The organism is Streptomyces sp. NPDC047049 (genome assembly GCF_040643995.1).
GTDB lineage: Bacteria > Actinomycetota > Actinomycetes > Streptomycetales > Streptomycetaceae > Streptomyces > Streptomyces mooreae.
In genome coordinates this window covers 77,759-99,628 of record NZ_JBEYVM010000017.1, presented here as the reverse complement: position 1 = coordinate 99,628, position 21,870 = coordinate 77,759, and the positions used below count along the sequence as shown (strand labels likewise).

Genomic DNA, 21,870 nt, shown 5'->3' with positions numbered 1-21,870 from the left:
GTCACTCACGGGATGCTCCTGCGTAACTCGGGCTGGGGCCGGACAGTTCGGCGGCGAAAGCGGTCAACTGCGCTGCGGTGTCCCGGGGCCGATCGATGTGGGGTGAGTGGCCGGCGTCCAGGAGGGTGACGCACCGCCCGGAAGGCGGCAGGGCGGCGAGGGTGCGGGCGTCCTCGGCGGACAGCAGCGCGGACGCTTGCCCGCGTACCACCAGTACGGGTACGCGGGCTGCGGCCAGGGCCCTGCCTGCCCGGGCCGCCCGCCGGTCGTCGGCGGCGGCCGGCGGCGGGGGGCCCGGCTCGGTGCGGGACAGCCGGCGGGCTGCGGCGTCGATGCTGCGCAGCGTCGACGCGGCCGCCATCGGGTACTGGTCGCGCAGGGTCCGGGGCCCGCCGGGGGCCCCGGGCATACCGGGAGTGGGGGGACGCGGCGGAGCGGCGCCGAACTGCGCGGCCACAGGCTCGACGAGGACCACGCCACGCAGACTGGTCAGGGCCGCTGCGAGGAGCCCCGCGAGCGGGGCTCCCGCGGAGTGGCCCACGGCGACAGCCGCGCGGCCGGTCACCGGTTCCCCGAGCAGGCGGTCGACGAGTTCCTCGGTGCGGGCCAGGCTGCCGCGGGGGGCGGTGCAGCCGGCTGCGGCCGTGGCCATGTCGGCCGCGTACAGGGTGATCCCCGCGCCGGACAGCCAGCGGGCGAGCGGCGTCCAGTGCGCGGCGGACTGCTGCCAGCCGGGCAGCAGCAGCCAGGGAGTTCCGCCTGCCCGCGGTACGACCTCGGTGAGCAGCCGGACCGCGCCGCTCTCCCCGGTCTCTCCGTCCATGGCGGTCATCTCGGTTCCCGGACGTCTGCGCGGAAGACGACCGCGTTCTTGCGTGATTCGCGGGCGACGACGCGCAGTACGCACACCCGGCCCACGGTGCGGTTGTGGACCAAGCGGTTGACCTGGTCATGGACCCACGCGGCAGCTCCTTCCATGCCCGTGTGATCCATGATCCGCAGGTCGATGACACCGGAGCGACCGAGTTCCTCGAACAGGTCCCGGTAGGGATCGTCGGCGGCGATCAGCGTGGTGTGGTCGAACTGCCGCTGGAGCAGCGCCCGGACCTCCTTCAGGTCGCCGAAGTCGACGACGAAGCCCGTCTTGGGCTCGAGTTCGGTGCAGCCGAACTCGATCTCGAAGCTCCGCTCGTAGCCGTGCAGGAAGGCGCACTTGCCGTCGTGGGCCCAGGAGCGGTGGGTGCAGGGCAGGTCGTCGAAGAGCTTGGTGACGGTGAACCCGGCCGAGGGGTGGCGGAGCGGGCCGGAGTCCTCGGCGCGGGTGTCCGGGTGGGTGAAGTGGTCGGTCACGCTTCCTCCTGGTGGCCTTGGCCCTGCGTGGTGGCTCGGGTGATCTCTTTCGCCATCTGCGCGATGGTGGGGTTCTCGAAGAGAGTGATGGCGCTGATCACGGTGCCGAACTCCTGGCTGAGCCGGTGGGCAAGCGAGACACCGAGCAGTGAATCGCCGCCGAGCGCAAAGAAGTTGGAGTCCGGTTGGAGGTCGTCGACGCCCAGCAGGTCGGCCCACACACCGGCGACGTGTGCCGCTACCGGGTCGGCCCAGGAGATGTCGGTGCGCTCGGCGGCCGAGGTCGCCGAGGGGCCGACTTGGGTGCCGCGAACCCACTGGTCCATGCGGGCGTCGAAGTCGGCAGTGGACACGAGGACCTGGTGGGGCCGGGCCATGTTCATCAAGCGCCCGTAGATGTCGGCACCCTCGCTCGGCCGGATCGCGATCTCGGCGACCACACCGAAGTCGGGAGAGGCGAAGGAGGGCGAGACCACCGACTCATGCGGAGCGTCGTCGTCGCGTTCGCGGAAGATCCAGCCGTCCCAGTTGACCGTCATCCACGGGATGTCGTCGCCACGGTGCCGTTCTGCGAAGGCGTCCATGTACGCGTTGCCCGCCGTGTAGGCGTAGAAGCCGAGGCCACCCAGGTGGGAGGAGAGCGAGGACTGCATGAGGACGAAGTCCAGGCGTCGGCCTCGCAGGAACTCGGCCAGCACCAGGGTGCCCTGGACCTTGGGCCGCAGGCGCCGCTCACAGTCCTCCCAGCCCGTCTCGGCGAGGCTGGTGAAGGCGCGGCGGGTCTCGAAGACACCCGCCGCGTGGACGACTCCGTCGAGGCCACCGAAGCGGCGGTCGATCTCCTCGAACAGGACGGTGGTCTGTTCCCGGTCGGCCGCGTCGCAGCGTACGGCGAATACTTCGCCGCCGAGCGCCTCGAGCTTGCGGATCCGCTCGGCGCGTTCCGCGAGCGCCGGATCGTCGGTCGGCAGGGACGCGTCGGGGCCCGTGGGCGGTACGGCGTCCATCCCGGTCAGGACCAGCCGGGCCCGGCAGGTGCGGACGAGGTAGTCGGCCAGCGTCATGCCGATGCCGCCGAGTCCGCCGGTGATCAGGTAGACGCCACGTTCCTTCAGGCGGAGCGGCAGCTTGCCCTCCTCGACCTCGGGCAGGACGTCGCGCTCGTAGGCGCGGGCCCAGCGCCCGGTCGGGGCGAGGGCGACCGCCTGGTCGGCGGCGGGGGCGAGCAGTTCTGCCACCGTCTCGGTGACGGCTGTGTCCTCGGGCAGTGCGCTGATGTCGATCGAGCGGGCGGTGATGAAGGGGAAGTCCTGCGGGATCACCAGCGCGGGGCCGGCGAGCAGGGCCCGCTCCGGGGACGCCGCCGGGCCGGCGGCGTCGAGGGGGTGCACGCCACGGGCGACGATGTCGAGCCGTACCGGAGCGGCGCCCTGGCGGTCGGTGAGGGCCTGGAAGCCGAACAACAGCGTGTAGAAGCCGTGCGCCAGCTCCTTTTCCAGGTCAGCGAGCCGGCCGTCGAGCTCTCCGGCGTCCGTGAGGTCGTTCACACACCACAGGTGAACAACCCGCTGGACGGGCCGGTTGCGCAGGTCCAGTCCGGCGAGGACGGACTTGAGGGATGCCTCGTCGCCCGGGACGACGCCCTCGAAGGGACGGAGCCGGACGCAGTCGACGCCGAGCGCGGTCAGGTCCTCGAGGATCCGGTCGCTGAGCTCGTCGCGTCCGGCGAAGACCAGCCAGCGCTGGCCGGCCACGTCCTCGGGCTGCGGGGGGCGCAGGCGCAGGCGCCAACTGGGGTGGTACATCCAGCGGTCGACGGAGCGTTCCCGCACGACGAGGCGGGTGCCCTTGCGGACCGCTGCGGGAGTGCTGCCCTCAGGACGTGCTTTGAGATGGGGGTGCAGGTCCCAGGCCCGCGAGGGCAGGGTGACCGTCGCGCCGGTCTCGCCGGGCCGGCTGAGGTCCATCTCGAGGCCGGCGGTCCACAGTCCGGCGAGCGCGCGCAGATAGGCAGCTCGGATGTCAGCAGCGGCCCGGCAGGGCTGGACGGTGACCACGTCGCCTGTGCCCGTGCGTACCGCGCGTCCGAGAAAGCCGTCGGGGCTGAGGTCGACCAGCGCGGGACGCGTCCCGTGGGCGAGTTCGGCCACAGCGTGGGTGACGGCCCGCAGATCGACGGTCTTGAAGAGGTGCTCCGCCCAGTAGGCGGCCGGGTCCGTGCCGGCATCGAGGGTGGGGATCCACCGGTCGTTTACGGCGGGTGCGGCCGCTCGGGCCGACTCGCCGAAGGCGGCGGCGGACTCGGCGAGCAGCGGGGAGTGGTACGGAAGGTCGACGCCTGCGTCACGACAGGCCAGGCCGGCCGCGGTGAGGCGGTCGCGGAGTTCGTCGGCGGTGCCGGCGTCGGTGGCGAAGACCGTGCGGTCGTGGGAGAGCACGGCGGCCGGGACAGCGTCCGGGGCGATGCCGGCGACCCGCTCCGGGCCTGCCTGGACGACCAGCATCCGGCCGGCCGGGGCGCTGTGGTCGAGTACCTCTCCCCGGTCCACGAGCAGGGCCAGGGCCCGGTCGGTGTCGAGGGCGCCGGCGGCGACCGCAGCGGCGTAATCGCCGAGGGAGTAGCCGGCGTAGCGGCCCTCAGGCAGCCCGCGGTGGCGCAGCTGTTCGATGACCGCCAGGGCGACCGCGGTATGCCAGGCGTGCTGCTGGCCCCGGGACAGGTTGTCTCGGCCGGCCAAGGCCGTCTCGATGTCGGGGGTGCCGGGGCGGAGCGCGGCCAGGCCGGACCAGTGCCGGCGCAGTGCGTCGGTGAACACCGGTTCCCAGTCCCACAGCGCGCGGGCGAGGGGACCGAGGTCGGAGCCCTGTCCGGGGACGAGGACGACGGGGGTGACAGCCGTGGTGGCCCAGCCTTCGACGGCATAGGCGGAGTCGCCTTCCAAGCCGGAGACCGCGGCCTCCCGGTCTGGAGCGACCACCGCGAGGCGGTAGGACTTGTGGTCCCGGCCCCGGCGCAGGGTCGCGGCAAGCGCGGTGAGCGGCAGCTCTGGCTCAGCGACGAGGTGATCCGCCAGCCGTACGGAGGTGGCCAGGCAGGAGTCGGGGCTGGCCGCGGAGACCTGGAGCACCAGGTGCTCCGACTGCGGGGCGGCCGACGTGTCGGCGGCGGGGGCGACCGAGGGGACGGCGCCGATGACGGCGTGCACGTTGGTCCCGCCGAAGCCGAAGGAGCTGACGCCGATGACGGCGCGGTCGGGCTCGGTCATCGGGGCCGCCACGGACGGAACGACGAAGCCCGCCTCGCTCGCCGTGGCGGACGGCTCGACGATGTTGGCGACCGGTGGGAGGGTGCGGTGCCGGAGCATTTCACAGGCCTTGATGAGGCCGGCCACGCCCGCACCCACGCGCAGGTGCCCGAGGTTCGCCTTGACCGAGCCGAGGGTGATGCCGGACTCCGGTCCGTAGGCCGAGGCCATGGCGTCGAGTTCGCTGCGGTCGCCGAGGTAGGTGCCGGTGCCGTGGCACTCCACGTAGGTGACCTCGCCCGGTTCCACACCGCCGGCGGCGAGGGCCTGCCGAATCACGTCGGCCTGCCGGGAAGACTTGGGAGCGGTGAAGGATGCCTTGGCCGCGCCGTCGTTGTTGGCCGCCGAGCCGAGCAGCACGGCCCGGACGGGCCAGCCGTTGCGCTCGGCCACTTCTCGGTCGGCCAGCAGCACCAGACCGCCGCCGGAGCCGAAGACGGTGCCGGTGGCATTCTGGTCGAAGGGACGGCAGACACCGTCGGCGGCGAGGATGCCGCCTTCCTGGTGGAGGTAGCTCATGGGCTGCGGGTGCTCGATGTCCATGCCACCGGCCAGGGCCAGGTCGCACTCGCCGGCCCGGATGGCCTGGGCGGCCGAGTGAACCGCCAGTAGCGAGGAGGAGCAGGCGGACCCGACCGAGATCGCGGGTCCGGTCAGTCCCAGCTTGTACGCGATGCGGGTGGCGGCGTAGTGCGGATCGCCGCCCATCAGCGCCGACATGCCCTCGGTGCCGTTGAGCGTCGGGTCCCAGGTCTCCAGTAGGTAAGAGCTGAGTCCGGTGGCTGCCCAGACGCCGATGTCGTAGCCGCCCGCCAAGGCCCGTACGCCGGCTGCTTCCAGTGCTTCCACTGCGCACAGCAGCAGCAGGCGCTGCTGGGGGTCGATCTCGGCGGCTTCCTTCGGTGAGTAGCCGAAGAAGTCCTCGTCGAACTGCTCGGCGCCGTCGATCTGTCCGTAGGCGTGGACGCGGCCTCCGGCGGTGGCACCCACATTGGTCGCGGCGCGGGTCACCACGTCCTTGCCCTCGGCGACCAGCTTCCACAGCGCGGCGACATCCGAAGCGCCGGGAAGCCGGCACGCGTACCCGAGGACCACGACATCGCGGTAGTTCACTGCGTCACTCCTTCTGCGCGGGCGGGCAGAGCTGGGGCTCCGTCCGAGAGTCGGGCCGCACGCCGTCGGTCGGCGGCGCTGCCCCGGGGGCCTGCTTGACGTACCGGTACCTGTGTCGGTGTCTGGTCGGCTCGTGGCGGATCTGCTGGTGGCCGGGCCGACGCGTCCTGGTGAGAGGAAGCGGACAGGGCTTCGATCTGGAGGGTGATCCTGGGGTGGTCGAAAAGGAACGTCGGCGTGACCTTGCGGCCGAGGGCCTCGGTGAGCCGGATCGCTGCGGCGACCACACCGAGCGAGTCCACGCCGCATTCGAAGAGGTTGACGTCGGCCGGGAAGCCGGTGCCGAGCAGTTCGCCCCACACACGCATGACCGTGTCGGCGATACCGGCGCCGGTGGCAGTCGGCTGTGGTGCCTGTCGCAACGCCGCCAGGTCGGTCTTTCCATGTGTGGTGCGGGGGATCTCCTCGCAGAGGACGGTCCGTACGGTGACGGGCCCACCGAGTAGTCGCAGCACGCGGCGCCGTACCCGGACTGCGAGCTCGGCGCGGTCCGCCCCGGCGGGCACGATGGCGACCAGGAGGCGGCCGGCCGAGGCACCGTCGACGGCGTACTCCTCGACGGCGGCGACCGCCTCGGCCGCGAGTCCGTCCTCGGTCAGGCTCCGCTCGATCTCATCGAGGGCCGTCCAGCGTCCAGCAAGTTTCACCCGGCGCTCGGCCCGGCCGGTGACGACGAGGCCTGCGTCGGCGGCCCAGCGTCCCCGGTCGCCCGTACGGAATGCCCGAACCGGGCCGGCGGCGAGGAACTTCTCCCGGTGCGCGGCGTCGTCGAGGTAGCCCCCCGAGACCGTGGCGCCCCGGACCTCGATCTCGCCCTCGGTGGCCGTGTCGCCGGCAGGCACCGGGCCGCCGTCCGGGCCGCGCAGCAGGACCTCGACTCCCGGGAGTGGGCGTCCGACGTAGCCGGCAAAGACCGCGTCGAGCCGGTCGGCGGTGACCAGGTCGGTGGTGACCTGGCCCGAAGTCTCGGTGGCGGCATACGTGTTGACCACGACCGGTGGGGTGGTACCGGCGCGCGCGAAGAGCTCGCGCAGCGGTGCCCGGTGCGCTGGTTCGCCGCTGAGGAGGAGGTGTGAGGGGAGCGGTGCGTGCTCAGCGCTGATGAGGACCGACAGTTCCGATGGGGTCAGGCAGACCACGTGCGGGCCGGGCTCGTCGGTGAGGACGCGGGACAGGGCCGTGAGGGTCACGGGCTCCTCGCGCTCGACGAGGGTGAGGGTGCCGCCGAAAGCCAGGCTTCCCAGCACCTCGCAGATGCTGTAACCGAAGGTCAACGGATGGAGTTGGGTCCAGCGGGCGCCCGGCGGCAGCAGGCCGCGTAACTGGGCGTGCAGTCCGCCGAAGACGCCCCGCAGGCCTTCCCTGGTGACCACCGTGTGCTTGGCCGCGCCGGTGCTGCCGGAGGTGGTCAGCACGTAGGCAGGGGCGGCGTCCGGAGCGAGGTGAGGGGGCCAGGCGGACGGGTCCGACGCGATCCTGCGGACCACCGCATCACCGTCGGTGCCGGCTGGCACAGGGGTGAAGGCGGCCCCGGCCGCGAGGATCGCCAGCAGCGAGACGACTGTGGCGATGGTGCGTTCCTGCACGGGCAGCGGGACGAGCGAGCCCGGCCCGAGGCCATCCCGGCGCAGTACCGCAACCTCCTGCACAATCCGGTCGTGCAGGGCTGCGTAAGTCAGATGTGTGGTGCCGTCCGTCAGGGCCATGGTCTCCGGCGACGGCGTCGCACATCTGATCCCCAGGCCGAGACAACTGGCCAATATGTTGACGTAAATGGCGCTCCCCCGAAGATCGATATGTCGCATGATGTTGATGGAGCGTCATACGCCCCCTGACCACACCGATTTGCACCCAGTCACTCAAGTAACTGCTTCAACTCCCGTAAACTGTACTACAGTTCGAATTCAGGCGGCCTTCGGATCGCTTGACCAACGTGTGCTCGTTACTCATAAGGAGGTGTCCCATGGCATCGAACTCCAGCGTCTGAATCAGCCGCGTTCCTGCGTGAACGCCATGTGAGCACGGTGTCCCCGGACAGCCGCGCTGAACACAAGTACCGGCCCCCATCCGCTCAGGATGCGGGGCCGGTCCCTCCGTCCAGGGTGGTGCCTCCTGAAACCCCTCAGCTATGGCCAGTTGTCCGTTCTGCGCAGCATCGAGCACATCCCCCGCGACCAGTGGTCGGTCGCGAACATCGCCTACTGGCTGCCGCTGAAGCCCGGTGTCACCATCGAAGAGGTCCGCTCGGCCCTCGGACTCCTCCCCCAGCGGCACGAATCATTGCGCACCCGATACCGACTGCCCGCAGACGCGGCCCCGGCCCAGTGGGTCGAGGAAGACGCTCGCAACACCGTGGAGTTCGCGGAGATCGACGGCACGGACGAGGCGCGGGACGCATTGGTCAAGGCATCCCGGGACCAGACCTTCGACCTCGAGGATGACTTCGGCTGGCGGGCGACCATAGCCACCACCGATGGCCGGCCACGCGGCATTGCCTTCTGCCTGCACCACATCGCGGCCGACGACTGGGCGCAGGGCCTGATCGGCCGGGACCTGTCGCCGGTCCTCGCCACTCCGGGGCCGGTCCCTCCGATCAGCGAGACCACCCCCGTCGGCGGGCCGGTCGCGCTGGCCTTGGAACAGCGGTCGACCGCTTGGCGCGAGCAGCGGCAGCAGGCCCGCCGGTTCCATGGGGACATCCTGCGCAGCGGCCTGCTTCTGCCGAACCCGCTGGCACCCGGTGAGCAGTTGACCGAGCTGCCACCCCGCTACGACGGCGAGCTGAGGCTGGACCACCTCGCCGTGGCGCTGCGCACCCATGCCCGCGAGGTGGGTCTGCTGCCCCAGGCGCTACTGCTGACCGCGGCGACGCTCAGTACGGCGGTCTACTTTGGCGAACTCTCCACCGCCTGGTGGATGATGACTTCCAACCGGTTCACCCCCCGGTGGAGCGGCTTGGTCACTTCCATGAACCAGAACGTGCCGATGCGCGCCAACCTCGCCGTCGAGGCCACAGTGACGGACCTGGCCCGAACCCTGCAGACAGACAGCTTCGCCGCGCTGCGCTACGGCTGCTACGACGTGGACGAGATCAACAACCTGTCGCAGGAGATTATCGGCGGACTACCGCTATGGCAGTACATGTTCAACTACACGGTGTCGGCGGACGGTCTGACCGGGCATCACGACAACCGTCCCCTTGACGAGATCCCGCACGCAGAGCCGACCACGGCCGTCCGCCACCGATCCGCGCCGGCCGCCTGCTACTTCGTAGTCGCCGACGACCCGCATCTGGTCCTGCGCTACTACACCACCCTGCGGACCGCCGACGAGCAGCAGGTCGCAGCCATACTGCGTACGTTCGAGACGCTACTGCGCCGGATCCTCCTCGATCCGCAGCAGCCGGTCCGCCAACTGATCGATACGGTCCGTGCTGCCTGCCAGGAAGGCAACTAGTGCCCAGCAGTCAGCGAACGGCACGTGGGCAAGATCTTCGCGTCCGTCCTGACCGACGCCGACGGGGAAGCCCGGACCCACCGGTCGACGGTGAGCGTCGATTCGACCACCTGCCGGGCCCGCCAGAGGCACGGGTCTGTCTTGCCGGGCCGCGGCCCGCCAGAGACAGACCCGCCGCGGACGGCACGATCCTGCCGAGCCGGCCGATCACACAGCGGCCCGAGGACACGGACGAACCGGTCAAGTGACCTGACTCTCTACCAGGCCCTGGACCTCCTCCAACACCTCCTGGCCACCCGGACCGGGACCTGCCCCCCCTGCCGCCCCACCCCGTGGCAGGCCTACGACGCGACCTGGCAAAGCGCTACCAGGCCGCCCGCCGACCTGGCTGCCTGTCCGCCTCCCCGCCCGCCCGGTACGCCGAACGCCGCCGCCCGGATGGCCGGGCGGCGGCGTCTGCGGTCTATTGAGGTGTGTGCGGCCGACGGGGCCGGGCCGGCCGGGCCGAAGGGCCGGCGGGAGACCCCCGCTCACCGCCCGCTGCTTCGGCTACGGCCGCCCACCGAGAGGCTTGGAGAAGCCGTGGCACCAGAGCGCTCCGTACCGCACCACGGGCGGCCGCCCGGCCGCGGACGGTCCGGCCGGGCCGCCCGCGGTGCCGCACGGCTGCTGGCGGCGGCCGGCCTGGCACTGGACGCCTACGTCCACGCCCGGCTCGCCGGCCGCTACGACGGGGTCACGGCGACCATCAGCCAGGGCCTGCTCTTCCGTATCGAGGCCGCGCTGGCCGCGCTCGCCGCCGTGCTCGTGCTGGTCTGGCGCCGGCCGGCCGCCGACACCTTCGCCTGGCTCGTCGCGACCGGCGGACTCGTGCTGCTGCTCCTCTACACCTACGTGGACATCGGCGCGCCGGGACCGCTGCCGGACATGTACGAACCGGGCTGGAGCGCCGACAAGAAGCTGGCGGCCCTGGCCCAGGCCGTTGCCGTCCTGGCCACCGTCTTCCTGCTGCTCACCCGCCCCCGCGGCCTTGCCAGGCACCGCAGATGACCGGCGGAGCGCCGGCCGCCCGGGTCAGTGGCCCAGGGCGCTGCGCTGCTGCCACTGCGTCCAGCTCTCCTGCCAGACCTCCAGGCCGTTGCCGACGTCGGTCTTGTTGGTGTTGCTGGTGCCCTTCACCTCGACCGTGGAGCCGATCGACAGGAAGTCGTAGGCCCGCTTGGCGTCCGAGGTGGACATGCCGAAGCAGCCGTGGCTGTTGTTGACCACGCCGAGCGACTTGTTCCACGGGGCGGAGTGCAGGAAGGTCCCGGACGCGGTGAGGTGGGTGACCCACTTGGAGTCCAGCATCCACTCGCTGCCGTGGCCGATGGTGGCGGAGTCCATGGTCTCGGCCGCGTTCTTGCTGCGTACGGTGTGCACACCGCCGCGGGTCGGGTCCTGCGGGGAACCCGCGGAGCCGGTGATGGTGCCGACGCTCTTGCCGTTCTCGTACATGGTCAGCTTGTGCGCGGGCACATCGATGACGGCCTTGTGGTCGGGGCCGATGCGGAAGCCGAAGTTGTAGTCCCGGGCGAACCAGCCGCCGTCGTCACCGGAGTTGATCCCGGACAGTGCGCCCTTGACGTCGACCTTGGTCCCGGACGGCCAGTAGTCCTTCGGCCGCCAGTCGATCCGGTCCTTGCCGGAGTAGTCCTTGACCCAGCCCCAGGCACCCTCGACCTTCGGCTGGGTGGTGACCTTCAGCGCCTTCTCGATCTCGGCGCGCCGGTCCTTCGCCACCGGGTGGTCGAAGAGGATCGATATCGGCATTCCGGTGCCCACGGTCTGCCCGCCGCTGGGGGTGTTGGTGAGCTTGTTGACCTTGCCGGCCTGCTCCGTGGTGAATTCCGAGGTGGCGGCGGACTCCTTGCCCTGTGCCGACTTCGTCCTCGTCCGCACGGTGTAGGTGGTCTGCGGCTTGACCTTGCCGTCCGACTTCCATGACGTGCCGTCACCGGCGAGCTGCCCGGTGACCGTGCCGCCCTTGTCGTCCTTGACCTCGACCGAGACGAGCTTTCCGTCGTCGGCCCGCACGGATATGCCCGAGCCGAGCTTGACCGACTTGCTTCCGGCGGCCGGGGTGACGGTCACTTTCGCCGCAGGCTGGTCCGCCTTCGGCCCGTCGTCACCCGGCCCGCACGCGGTCAACAGCGTCCCCGCCGCTATCAGGGCGGGTATCAACCGTACGGAGTGGCGGCGTGATCCGGCGTACACGGGGGTCCTTCCCAAGCAGAACAACTGACGGTGGCGGAGCGCGGCCCTGTGCGGGGTGACCGCCAAGGGCTGTCCGTGCCCCACCGCATAGGCAGAGGGCCTGTGCGCTTCGGTGGTTGTCCGGTGCACCAGTTGATTAGGACACAGTTCGATATCGGCCCGCGGGAGAGCGGGGAAGCCGGGGAGCGGGAAGGCGGCCGGTGTTCCCGGCAGGTGTCCTTCCGGCTGCCCGCCGCTTGGCGCCGTCCGGAAGCGGGGTGCCGCGCCGGTGCTTACGGTGGTGTCTCCAGGCATCGGCCAAGGTGTGGTGTCCTCCCAGACGGATCGTTGCCACGCGGTCCGGTGACCGGCAGGAGAGAGCGTGAGCCAGAGGCGAGGCCCCGCGTCGGCCGGTGTGCCGGGCCCGGTGCGGCGCCGCGGCGCACCGCCCGCGGTCCGGGCCTGGGCACAAGCGCTCGGCGCGGCCCTGGCGGGCATCGTCACCATGAGCGTGGTCGCCGCACTCGGCCTGTGGGCGGCGGGCGCGGCGGACCTTCCCGGCGGGGCGTTCCCCTCCGTGGTCGCGGCCACGGTGCTGGTCGCGGCGGGTGGTTCGGTCGGTCTCTCCGGCGACGTCGGCGGCCTCGCGCAGGCCGATGCCGCCCTGGACGTCGTACCGCTGTCGGTCACGCTCGCCGGTGCGCTGGTGACCGCCGCCCTCTTCCTGCTGCCGCTGCGCCACCGCGCGGTGGCCGGCACCGGGGAACTGCTCGCCCGGGTCGCCCGGACGGCGGTGTGCTGGCTGGTGCTTCTGCTGCTGCTCACGCTCGCCGCCCGGCACAACTTCAAGATCACCGTGGGCAACGACCTGGCCGACCGGATCGGCGCCGAACTGGGCGCCACCCCCACGGTCGGTTTCCGCGCCGAGGTGCCCGCGACGCTCGGAGCCGGACTGCTGTGGATCCTGGCGCTGCTCGCGTCGGCCTTCCTGGTCTCACGCCGGGCCCCACTCTCCCCGGGGCTGCTGCGCTTCCAGGACTCCGTACGGCCGCCCGCCTTCGCCATGCTGCTGACACTGCTCTGCTACGTCGCCATCGGGCTGGTCATCGGCATCGTCGAGCTCATCACCAAGGACCACCCGGCCGAGACCTTCGCCGTCATGTTCCTCGGACTGCCGAACCTCGCCTGGATGGCGCTGGGCATCGGCACCGGCGGAGCCTGGGTGGGGCATGTCGACAAGGCCATCGGACTGCCCCTGCCGCACGTCCTCGACCAGGTGCTCCGCGCCCACGGGAAGCGCACCCTCGACCTCGGCGCGGTCGCCGGATATGACGGCCGGGCCTGGCTCCTGGTGGCGGTGGCGGCCGTGGTGCTGCTCGTTGCGGCCTTCACCGCGGCGGTCCGCTCCCCGGCCCGGCGGCCGGCCTGGCGGCACGCCGTCGAGATGGCCGTGGCACTGGCCGTCACCCTTCTGGCCGTCGGCCTGCTCACCCGTATCTCCGCCCACTACGGGCTCTCCCTGATGGGCCTCGGTGACCTCGGCGGCGACCTGGGCGGCGAGGTCACCCTGGAGCCGCAGCTCCTCCGGCTGGTGGGCGTCGGCCTCGCCTGGGGGCTGGTCACCGGCTTCCTCGGCGCCTTGCCGGCGAGGCGGGTACGTCATCCGGGCGCGGTGGAGAAGCCGTAGCGGAATCCGGCCGGCGCCGCGGAATCCGACCCTCCGGGGGCACCGGCCCACACCACCATCCGACGCGCACAAAACCCTCTTCCCAAAGCGGGGATTTCAGGCCATGATCCCGCTTTATCCGAGCGAATACGACCGGCTACTCGCGAGAAACAGCGCAGGTCAACTAAGGTGAACGCTCCGATTAGTCCACTTGTGAATTCCATGGAAATGCCGGAATTTGCTGCGCTGACCGAAGGAAGTCCTGCCGAATCAGGACACACCGTGCAGCGCAGGGCTACGTGGTGTCGGCAACACCGCTCAACGTCGGCTTTGTAAGACCCAGCCGGCCCGTCCGTCCCCCGGAACGCGACGGCGCCGGTTCCTTCTTATTCACCTACCTCGCGAAGGCAAGGCAGAGATGGCACGAGTCTCCCGACAAAACCCCCAGCAGTTCTCCGGCCGGCAGGCCCACCCCGTGGACGAGGTCCTTCCCGTCGCCAAGCTCACCCTCTACGGGTTTCAGCACGTCCTCGCTTTCTACGCGGGAGCGGTGATCGTCCCGATCATCCTGGGGAACGCCCTGGGCCTCTCCCATGAGGAGCTCGTCTATCTGATCAACGCGGACCTGCTGACCTGCGGTGTCGCCTCGATCATCCAGGCCCTCGGCATCTGGAAGATCGGCGCCAGGCTGCCGCTGGTCCAGGGCGTCACCTTCACCGCGGTCTCGCCGATGATCGCCATCGGGCTGGGCGCGGGCGGCGGGACCGCCGGGCTGCTCGTCGTCTACGGCGCGGTGATCACCGCGGGCATAGCGACCTTCCTGTTCGCGCCCTTCTTCAGCAAGCTGGTGAAGTACTTCCCGCCGGTCGTCATCGGCACCATCCTCACCATCATCGGCCTCACCCTCATCCCGCAGGGGCTGCAGGACGCGGCCGGCGGTGCGCAGTTGATCGGGCACCCCGGATACGGCGATCCCAAGAACCTCGCCTATGCGCTGGGCACCCTGCTCTTCGTGCTGCTCGTGGTCCGGCTCGGGAAGCCGTATCTGAGCAGCCTCGCCGTACTGCTCGGCCTGGTCGCCGGTACCGGGGTCGCCTGGCTCCTCGGCGATGTGGACTTCAGCGCGGTGGGCCGTGCCGACTGGTTCGGTGTCAGCACGCCCTTCCACTACGGAATGCCGAAGTTCGAGCTGTTCCCGATCATCGCCATGGTCGTGGTCATGCTGATCACCATGGTGGAGACCACCGGAGACGTCTACGCCATCGGGGAGATCACCCGCAAGAAGGTCGACAACGCCACCGTCGCCAACGCCCTGCGCGCCGACGGTGTCGCCACCGTTCTCGGCGGCGTCTTCAACTCCTTCCCCTACGTGGCGTTCGCCGAGAACATCGGCCTGGTACGGATGTCGAAGGTCATGAGCCGGTTCGTGGTGGTCGCGGCCGGCGGTTTCATGATCATCCTGGGGCTGCTGCCGAAGGCGGGCAGCGTGGTGGCCGCGATTCCGCACCCGGTGCTCGGTGGTGCCGCGATCGCGATGTTCGGCATGGTCGCCGCGGTCGGCATCCAGATCCTGGGCAAGGTGGATCTGCGCGAGGAGCGCAACGCCCTGATCCTGGCGGTCAGCCTCGCCGCCGCGCTGCTGCCCAACGCCGTCGCGCCGTTCTTCGAGCGGATGCCGGAGGACGTCCGGGCCGTCCTCAACAGCGGTATCACGCTGGGCAGCCTGACCGCCGTGCTGCTGAACCTCTTCTTCAACGTCTTCACCCGCCGCAGCACGATGGAGATCGACTGGGACGAGATCGAGGGCGACGAGCCGGAGGAGGCGCACGGGCCGCTGGGAGCGCACGAGCCGGCCGGCGCGCACCGGCCGGCGGACCCGTTCCCCCCGCAGGGCGCCCACGCGCCGCAGGGCCCGCACGCGCACCAGGCTCCGCCCACCCCGCAGGGCCCGCCCACCCAGCAGGGCTTCTACGACCCGCAGGGCCCGGCCAACCCGCAGGGCCCCCACACCCAGCAGGGTCCGCCCGGACCGCAGGGCCCGCACTGGGGCGCCCCCGGCAACTGACGCCAACGGCCGCGTCAACGGCCGCGTCAACGGCGGCGGGCGGGGAGGGAACCGCATCCCGGTCCCTCCCCGCCCGCTGGTGCCCCCCCGCACGGCCCCCCCCGCACCGCTCCCGTCAGTGGGTGGCCACGGAGTTGAACGGCGGCGCCTCGCCCGCCTCCCCGATCAGGTCCCAGAAGTGGTCTACCAGCCGGCGCAGATACGCCGAGCGCTCGGCCGCGACCTCCTTGAGCCGGGAGTCGTCGTTCCGTGCCACCACATGCCCCATGTAGCGCTCGGAGAACTCCGCGAACTCCGCATGCATCGTGCGCAGCGCGTCGCTCACCCGGGACTTGTTCAGCGTGGTGATCTTTGCGATCGCCCCCACATGCCCCTTCCAGCGCCCGTCGATGGCCGACCGCAGATGCCCGGCCAGCTCGTCGTTGTGCCCCATCACCCCGATCAGCTTCCGCAGCGACAGCCCCAACGCCTCCACCAGAGCCTTGGTCTGCCGGTAGTCACCGCTCCACTGCTGCGCCGACTCGGCCGCCCAGTACGTGGCCGGATCCATCCCGATCAGCTGCGCCAGCCGCTCCACGCTCAACTGCCGGGCCATCCGGTGTTCGGCCAGGGTCCGGGGCTCGACGCCCATCAGCACGGTCGGCGGGCACCACAGGACATCGGCCAGGGCGAAGAGCTGCGCCTCGGACGGCGCCTGGGTGCCGTACTCCCAGGCCTCGATCAGCTCGGGACGGACCGGCACGCCGCACGCCGTCATGGCCTGGGCGACCTGAGCCGTACTCAGGCCCACCCGGGCCCGTGCGGATCTGGCCTCTGCGGAGGAAAAGGGAGTGCTGTACACCTACGGGCACCTCGCTGCACCCGGCGAACGGGGGGTGCTTGGGGGGAGAGGGGATGGAGGAACATCCAGGAGCGGGCAGATTAACAGATGGTCGATAGGTACGAATCTCCAGTTCCCCAACGAGGCGAAGGCGGGCAAGGGCCGCGAGGCGGACGGGCAGGAGATGTGCACTATCTGTCCGATTTCGCGCGTCAACCGGCTTACTGGGTATAGCCGATGCCTCGGCGCTTACCGGGCGGTAGCGGTTCTTGATGCCACACGGACGACGCGGCGTGATAAGAGCGTTACGTGGAAGAGGGCGCGGTGTCACGGTGAGCGTCGAGGCCGGCGTCGCCTGCCGCCTCCGCTCCACGGGATCGGTCCGCGAACGCCTGTCACAGGGCTCCCTGACGCCCGGTTGGCCGACGGCGGCCGGACTGATCAGCTACAGGCCACTCCATCCGGCACGAGCCGGTCGTGCTCCCGCTCCACAAGACCGGTCTGCTGCCCACCGGTCAGCAGGGCTTCCGGGCGAAGATCTTGTCGAGGTGGTAATCGAGCGTGCGGCGTACGTCCTCCAGCGTCCGGCGCCGGTGGAGCACATCCTGACCCAGCCCCACCGCACCGGACACCAGCAGATCCGCCTCGCGCCACGGGTCGAGTCCGGGGGCCGTCCGCCCGTCGCGCTGCGCCGTGGCGATCAGCTCCGCCACCAGCCGCTCCAAGGGCTGGTCGGCGGGCAGGAAAACCTCGGCGAGCTCCTGGTCGGTCAGGCTGCGGGCGTAGTACGCGGCGAACACCCGCAGCGCGGTGGTGCGTTGCGCATCCACCGGCAGGAACTCGTCGAGCACCGCCCGCAGCAGGGCGCGGGGGGTGGAGGCGTCGAACCGGATGCGGGAGCGGGCGATGCGCTCGTTCTCCTCGTGCAGCAGATGCAGCGCGTCGACCAGCAGCCGGTGCTTGCTCGCGAAGTGGTACTGAACCGCACGCAGCGACACCCCGGCCTCGGCCGCGACCTCCCGCAGGCTTGCCGCGTGCAGCCCCCGTTCGGCGGCGATCCGCCACAGCGCCTCGGCGATCTGCCGACGCCGCGGCGAGGGGGCGCCGGGCGCCGCGGGCCGCTCGGCCGCGGGGACGGGCGGCCGCTTGCGCCGCCGGTACGCCTTCGCCTGACAGCTCCGCGAGCAGTAGAGCGCCGGCCGGCCCCGCCCCGGAGCCGGGACGGCCGCGGTGCACATCCGGCACACGGGCCCCCGGGCGGCCTTCATTTCGTCACGCTCGTTTCCCATTCCGGAACCCCTCAAATTGTGTGACGTAAATCGAATTCAGCAGTAATTCAGCGGCAAGTTTCCCCTTTCTTCGATGATACGTTCGTAACGTTCCGAGGGGACGCGAAACGTAATGGGAGAACCTTCCGAGGGGGCTTGGGAATCGATGAAGTACGACATCTGGCAGGTCGTCGGCGCCGCCGTGACGGTGGTCTTCACCCAGGGGGCGATCCGGCTGCTCGTCGATCACGACGACACCGGGCTCCTGGGCTGGGTGGGTGGCGGATTCGGGCTCACGCTGGCCGTGCACGGCGTGCTGGTCGCCGCGGGTGTGCTGCTGGCGGGCTGGGCCCATGCCCGGGCCAAGGCGCTCGGCCGGCGGGGCTGATCCACCCGGACCGGAGTGTCAACCGTGGGTTGACAGGGTCTCGACTGTCAACCTAGGGTTGCCTCATGGCTGAACCGACTCAGATCAACCAATCCGTCCGCCTCGACGACCTCATCGAGGCGATCAAGAAGGTGCACGGCGACGCCCTCGAACAGCTGCAGAGCGCCGTCGTGGCCGCCGACCATCTCGGCGAAGTCGCTGACCACCTCATCGGCCACTTCGTCGACCAGGCCCGCCGCTCCGGCGCCTCGTGGACCGAGATCGGCACGTCCATGGGCGTCACCCGGCAGGCCGCCCAGAAGCGGTTCGTGACGAAGGAGGAGCCGGCGCCCGGCATGAGCCAGGACTTCAGCAGGTTCACTCCCCGGGCCAGGAGCGTCGTCGTCGCGTCCCAGAACAAGGCCCGCGAAGGGGAGTACGCGCAGATCGGCACGGGCCACCTCGTACTCGGTCTGGTCGACGATCCGGAAGGGCTGGCCGCACGGGTGCTCGTCGCCCAGGGCATCCAGCTGGAGACGGTCGCGGCGGCCGCGGCCGAGGCGCTGCCGGAGCCCTCCGGTGAGCCCCTGCCGGCCCTCGTGCCCTTTGACGCCCGCGCGAAGAAGGCCCTCGAACTCACCTTCCGCGAGGCGCTGCGGCTGGGCCACCACTACGTCGGCACGGAGCACCTGTTGCTGGCGCTGCTGGAGGAGGAGAACGGCGAGGGCGTGCTCAGCGGACTCGGCCTCGACAAGGCGAACACCGAGGAGTACGTGTCGGCCGCCCTGAGGGCGGTCCGGGAAAAGCTGCAGGAGTAACTGCAGGGGCAGCAGCGGTGCCGGCCCGGCCCTGCCCGACGGCCGGGCCGGCACCCGGCGGCGTCACTCTCCTGAAGCGGGTCTCGCAGGCTTGAATCCTGGGGACACGATGCGCCGAGTACGCGGCGGGCACGTGACCAGGGGGACCGAACCGGTGTGACACGTGAGGCCCGTGCCGGCATGGGGAACTGTGCGCCGTCTCAGAACGCGGAGTGGGTGAACCAGCGGGCGAGCAGTTCCCCGTCGCCCGTCGTCTCGATGGCGTCCGCGTCGTGGCCCAGGCGCCCGTACACCAGGAGCAGCAGGTCCGCGGCGGCTCCCTGCACGACGGCGTCGGCGGGACCGGCTGCCGCTTCCCCGGTGCGCGGTGCCACCTCGAAGCCGTCGGGGAGCAGGCGGACGAGCCAGTCGCCGACGGTGTCCGTGCACCGGAAGCGCAGGGTCTCGCCGTTGCCGCGCAGGTGCGCCACCCCGGGGGCGAACGAGGTCGCGAACGGCAGATTGACCAGGAACTCGTCCACGCCGTCGGCCGCGAGAACGCGGTCGGTCTCCGTGCGCAGGCCCACGGCGCGTTCCGCGTCGGTGCGGTGCACCAGGGTCTCGAACAGCATCCGCCGCATCCAGAACCGGGCATGCTGATCGGCGCCCCAGGCCCACATCGGGGCATCCGGGACGGTCTCGGCGAACGCCTCGGCAGCCCGGTCCGCACTCGCCGTCAGCCAGTCGGCCCAGCCGTGGTCGTCCGCGGGCAGCTCCAGCTCCACCTCGCGGCTGCGCGGGGGTTCCTGGACGCGCTGACGCAGCAGCACGGAGAACCATCGCTGCACGCTCCCGGTATGCCTGACCAGGTCGAGCAGCGTCCAGTCGGGGCAGCCCGGCACCGGCAGCGAGAGATCCGCCCCGTCCAGTGCCGCGACGAACCTCGCGGTCTCCGCCGCGACGGCATCGCGGTGTACGGCGGGGGGCACGGTCTCCCGCCAGGAGGGGCCCGATGTGTTCATGCGCGCTGTTTCCCGATCTCCTCGGCCCGGTGACCCCGGTGATCTGTCCGGCCGGGCAACTGCGGGAAGCCTGTCACAACCGTCAGCTGGGGGCGGGGCGCCCCCGGAGGACGGACAGCCGTTCGCCCTGCGTCAGCCGACGTGTACCCGGGGGCGCCGGGCCGGGTCCGGCTCGGCGCGGCGCAGGACCTCGCGGGCGACCGGCGCGACCTCGCCGTCGCCGAAGACCAGGAACCGCAGCAGATGGCTGAACGGGTGGCCCTCGGTCCAGTTGAAGTAGGCGTGCGGCACCTGGCCGGTGTGCTCGCGCAACTGCATCAGCACGGCGGCGATGGTGTTCGCCACGCCGGCCCCCTCCACCCGCAGGATCTGCGCCCCGTACCGCTCCTCGCCCCGGACGTGCAGGTCCGTGGTGAAGTCCGAGGAGTCCCTGACGGTCACCTCCAGGAACAGCACCGGCCGGCCGTCGGGTATATGGGTCTCCTCGCGCTGGCTGTACTCCTTCTCCCGGTACTCGGCCTCGTCCCGCTCGTCGGGCTCGTTGGCGATGACCCGCAGCGGCCCGGCCGCCATCGCCGAGCCGATCAGCCGCTCGGCCGTCTCGTCGAAGTCGACCTGTACGGCGCGCAGTTCGAAGGCGCGGTGCACCCGTGAGGCGAACGAGGTCAGCAGGATGCCCAGGATGAACAGCAGGGCGATCTTCAGGCCGTCCGGACGCTCGATGACGTTGGTGACCAGGGTGTAGCCGAAGACGAGCGTGATGGCGCCGAAGCCGACGCTGGCCGCCCGCAGCCGCCGGTGGCGCGCGGCCACGGTGGAGGCGAATGACGCCGAGAGCATCAGCACCAGCACACCGGTCGCATACGCGCCGCTCTGCTCGTCGACGCTGGCGTTGAAGAAGAAGGTGATGCCGAAGGCGGTGGCCAGGAAGATCAGCACCAGTGGACGCACCGCACGGGCCCACTCCGGCGCCATGCCGTACCGGGGCAGATAGCGCGGTACGAGATTGAGCAGTCCCGCCATCGCCGAGGCGCCGGCGAACCAGAGGATGGCGATGGTGGAGAGGTCGTAGACCGTGCCGAAGGCCTCGCCCAGGTACTGGTGCGCGAGGTAGGCCAGCGCACGCCCGTTGGCCGAACCGCCGGTCGCGAACTCCTTCTGCGGGATGAGCAGCGTGGTGGCCAGGCTCGACAGCAGCAGGAAGCAGCTCATGACCAGGGCCGCCGTGGTCAGCAGCCGGCGGGTGCCCCGGATCCGGCCGGCCGGGCGCGCCGCGGTGTCGGTGGCGGCGCCCCGTACCTGCGGCATCACCGCCACGCCCGTCTCGAAGCCGGACATGCCCAGCGCCAGCTTGGGGAAGACCAGCAGCGCCACGGCGACGATCGCCACCGGCGAGGAGTGCTCGGCGGTCATCGCGCCCCACCAGTCACCGACCACCACCGGGTGCGACAGCACATGCCAGGCCGCGGTGGCCAGGACCACGACGTTCAGCGCCAGATAGGTCCCGACGAGGCCGACGGCGATGCCGATCGCCTCACGGAAGCCCTTGAGGAACACCGCGCCCAGGGCGGCCAGCAGCACCAGGGTGATCCACAGGTTCGCGCCGTGCAGCAGGGGAGGGGCGAAGGGGTTCTCCACGACATGCGCCGAGGCGTCGGCGGCGGACAGCGTCATCGTGATGATGAAGTCCGTCGCGGCGAACCCCAGCAGCACCAGGACCAGCAGCTTCCCCGCCCACCACGGCAGCAGGCGCTCCAGCATGGCGATCGAGCCCTCGCCGTTCGGGCTCTCCTTGGCGACCCTGCGGTACACCGGCAGCGCGCCGAGCAGGGTCAGCGCGATCAGCACGAGCGTGGCGAACGGCGAGAGCAGTCCGGCCGCCAGCGCGGCGATGCCCGGCTGATAGCCGAGTGTGGAGAAGTAGTCGACGCCCGTGAGGCACATGACGCGCCACCAGGAGTGGCCCTTGTGCTCGGCAGGCGGGGTGCCGTGCGGCCCGGGGTGGCGGGCGGCCTGGCTGCTGAGCCCGTCCAGGAGCCAGGCGCGCCACCGCCGGGAGGTGGGGGTGGGGGGCGTGGGGTCCGCCTCGACAGTGGTCATGCGGGGGAGGCCTGCCGATCATCGGTCGTCGTTCGGGCAACGAGGAGCGAGTATGCATCACCACGTGACCGGCGCCTCGGCCCACCCCGCGCCGGGCGACATCGGCGGGTCCGCCGCTGCGGTCCAGAGCATGTTCGCCGTGCCGTCAAGGCCGTGTCAGAAAGTGTCCGCCGCCCGTACGCAGGGCGTTAAAAGACAGCGCGGCGGGCTCCCGCACTGCCTCCCGCGCGCACTCTGGCGGCAAGG

At 71.0% G+C, this 21,870-nt stretch carries 15 protein-coding genes; 6 read left to right on the top strand and 9 right to left on the bottom strand.

Annotated features, from left to right (window positions below; all coding sequences use genetic code 11):
* Window position 1 precedes the first annotated feature (1 nt).
* From ABZ851_RS28845 to ABZ851_RS28830, 4 genes are read right to left on the bottom strand one after another with little or no spacing between them, the layout of a single operon-like run.
* Window positions 2-832, bottom strand: a complete 831-nt coding sequence (locus ABZ851_RS28845) for an alpha/beta hydrolase (protein ID WP_361133446.1) — start codon at window positions 830-832, stop codon at window positions 2-4.
* Complete coding sequence (locus tag ABZ851_RS28840; protein WP_361133444.1) at window positions 829-1,350, bottom strand: 6-carboxytetrahydropterin synthase; 522 nt, start codon at window positions 1,348-1,350, stop codon at window positions 829-831. Before ABZ851_RS28840 ends, ABZ851_RS28845 begins: the two co-directional genes overlap by 4 nt.
* Entirely contained in the window at window positions 1,347-5,768 is a 4,422-nt protein-coding gene (locus ABZ851_RS28835; RefSeq protein WP_361133441.1) for an SDR family NAD(P)-dependent oxidoreductase, read from the bottom strand. Before ABZ851_RS28835 ends, ABZ851_RS28840 begins: the two co-directional genes overlap by 4 nt.
* Entirely contained in the window at window positions 5,765-7,633 is a 1,869-nt protein-coding gene (locus ABZ851_RS28830) for a non-ribosomal peptide synthetase (protein ID WP_361133438.1), read from the bottom strand. Before ABZ851_RS28830 ends, ABZ851_RS28835 begins: the two co-directional genes overlap by 4 nt.
* A 331-nt stretch (window positions 7,634-7,964) precedes the next feature.
* Here ABZ851_RS28830 and ABZ851_RS28825 point away from each other — a divergent pair, with 331 nt between their 5' ends.
* Both ABZ851_RS28825 and ABZ851_RS28820 read left to right on the top strand, forming a co-directional pair.
* Window positions 7,965-9,284 carry a condensation domain-containing protein gene (locus ABZ851_RS28825; protein WP_361133436.1) on the top strand — a complete coding sequence of 440 codons (1,320 nt, stop codon included), beginning with the start codon at window positions 7,965-7,967 and terminating at the stop codon, window positions 9,282-9,284.
* Between the two features lie 582 nt (window positions 9,285-9,866).
* Window positions 9,867-10,334, top strand: a complete 468-nt coding sequence (locus ABZ851_RS28820) for a hypothetical protein (RefSeq protein WP_361133433.1) — start codon at window positions 9,867-9,869, stop codon at window positions 10,332-10,334.
* A 24-nt stretch (window positions 10,335-10,358) separates the two neighbouring features.
* On the opposite strand, the gene ABZ851_RS28815 is transcribed toward ABZ851_RS28820, so the two are convergent.
* Window positions 10,359-11,540 carry an Ig-like domain-containing protein gene (locus ABZ851_RS28815; RefSeq protein WP_361133430.1) on the bottom strand — a complete coding sequence of 394 codons (1,182 nt, stop codon included), beginning with the start codon at window positions 11,538-11,540 and terminating at the stop codon, window positions 10,359-10,361.
* A gap of 361 nt (window positions 11,541-11,901) precedes the next feature.
* Here ABZ851_RS28815 and ABZ851_RS28810 point away from each other — a divergent pair, with 361 nt between their 5' ends.
* Together ABZ851_RS28810 and ABZ851_RS28805 are read left to right on the top strand one after the other, a co-directional pair.
* On the top strand, window positions 11,902-13,206 hold the full coding sequence (locus tag ABZ851_RS28810) for a streptophobe family protein (RefSeq protein WP_361133427.1): 1,305 nt from the start codon (window positions 11,902-11,904) through the stop codon (window positions 13,204-13,206).
* Window positions 13,207-13,603: 397 nt separating this feature from the next.
* Window positions 13,604-15,250, top strand: a complete 1,647-nt coding sequence (locus tag ABZ851_RS28805) for a nucleobase:cation symporter-2 family protein (protein ID WP_361133424.1) — start codon at window positions 13,604-13,606, stop codon at window positions 15,248-15,250.
* A 115-nt stretch (window positions 15,251-15,365) separates the two neighbouring features.
* Here ABZ851_RS28805 and ABZ851_RS28800 read toward each other — a convergent pair whose 3' ends face one another.
* Together ABZ851_RS28800 and ABZ851_RS28795 are read right to left on the bottom strand one after the other, a co-directional pair.
* Window positions 15,366-16,091: a transcriptional regulator gene (locus ABZ851_RS28800; protein WP_361133421.1), complete on the bottom strand. Its 726-nt coding sequence runs from the start codon at window positions 16,089-16,091 to the stop codon at window positions 15,366-15,368.
* 494 nt (window positions 16,092-16,585) lie between these two features.
* On the bottom strand, window positions 16,586-17,359 hold the full coding sequence (locus ABZ851_RS28795) for a TetR/AcrR family transcriptional regulator (RefSeq protein WP_361133418.1): 774 nt from the start codon (window positions 17,357-17,359) through the stop codon (window positions 16,586-16,588).
* Between the two features lie 145 nt (window positions 17,360-17,504).
* Here ABZ851_RS28795 and ABZ851_RS28790 point away from each other — a divergent pair, with 145 nt between their 5' ends.
* Together ABZ851_RS28790 and ABZ851_RS28785 are read left to right on the top strand one after the other, a co-directional pair.
* Window positions 17,505-17,726: a hypothetical protein gene (locus ABZ851_RS28790; protein ID WP_361133415.1), complete on the top strand. Its 222-nt coding sequence runs from the start codon at window positions 17,505-17,507 to the stop codon at window positions 17,724-17,726.
* A gap of 65 nt (window positions 17,727-17,791) precedes the next feature.
* On the top strand, window positions 17,792-18,523 hold the full coding sequence (locus ABZ851_RS28785) for a Clp protease N-terminal domain-containing protein (RefSeq protein ID WP_361133412.1): 732 nt from the start codon (window positions 17,792-17,794) through the stop codon (window positions 18,521-18,523).
* Window positions 18,524-18,723: 200 nt separating this feature from the next.
* Here the strand turns inward: ABZ851_RS28785 and ABZ851_RS28780 are convergent, their stop codons facing one another.
* A complete protein-coding gene (locus ABZ851_RS28780) occupies window positions 18,724-19,524 on the bottom strand; it encodes a maleylpyruvate isomerase family mycothiol-dependent enzyme (protein WP_361133408.1) in 801 nt (266 codons plus the stop codon).
* A gap of 132 nt (window positions 19,525-19,656) precedes the next feature.
* Window positions 19,657-21,624, bottom strand: a complete 1,968-nt coding sequence (locus ABZ851_RS28775) for an amino acid transporter (protein ID WP_361133405.1) — start codon at window positions 21,622-21,624, stop codon at window positions 19,657-19,659.
* Window positions 21,625-21,870: the final 246 nt, after the last annotated feature.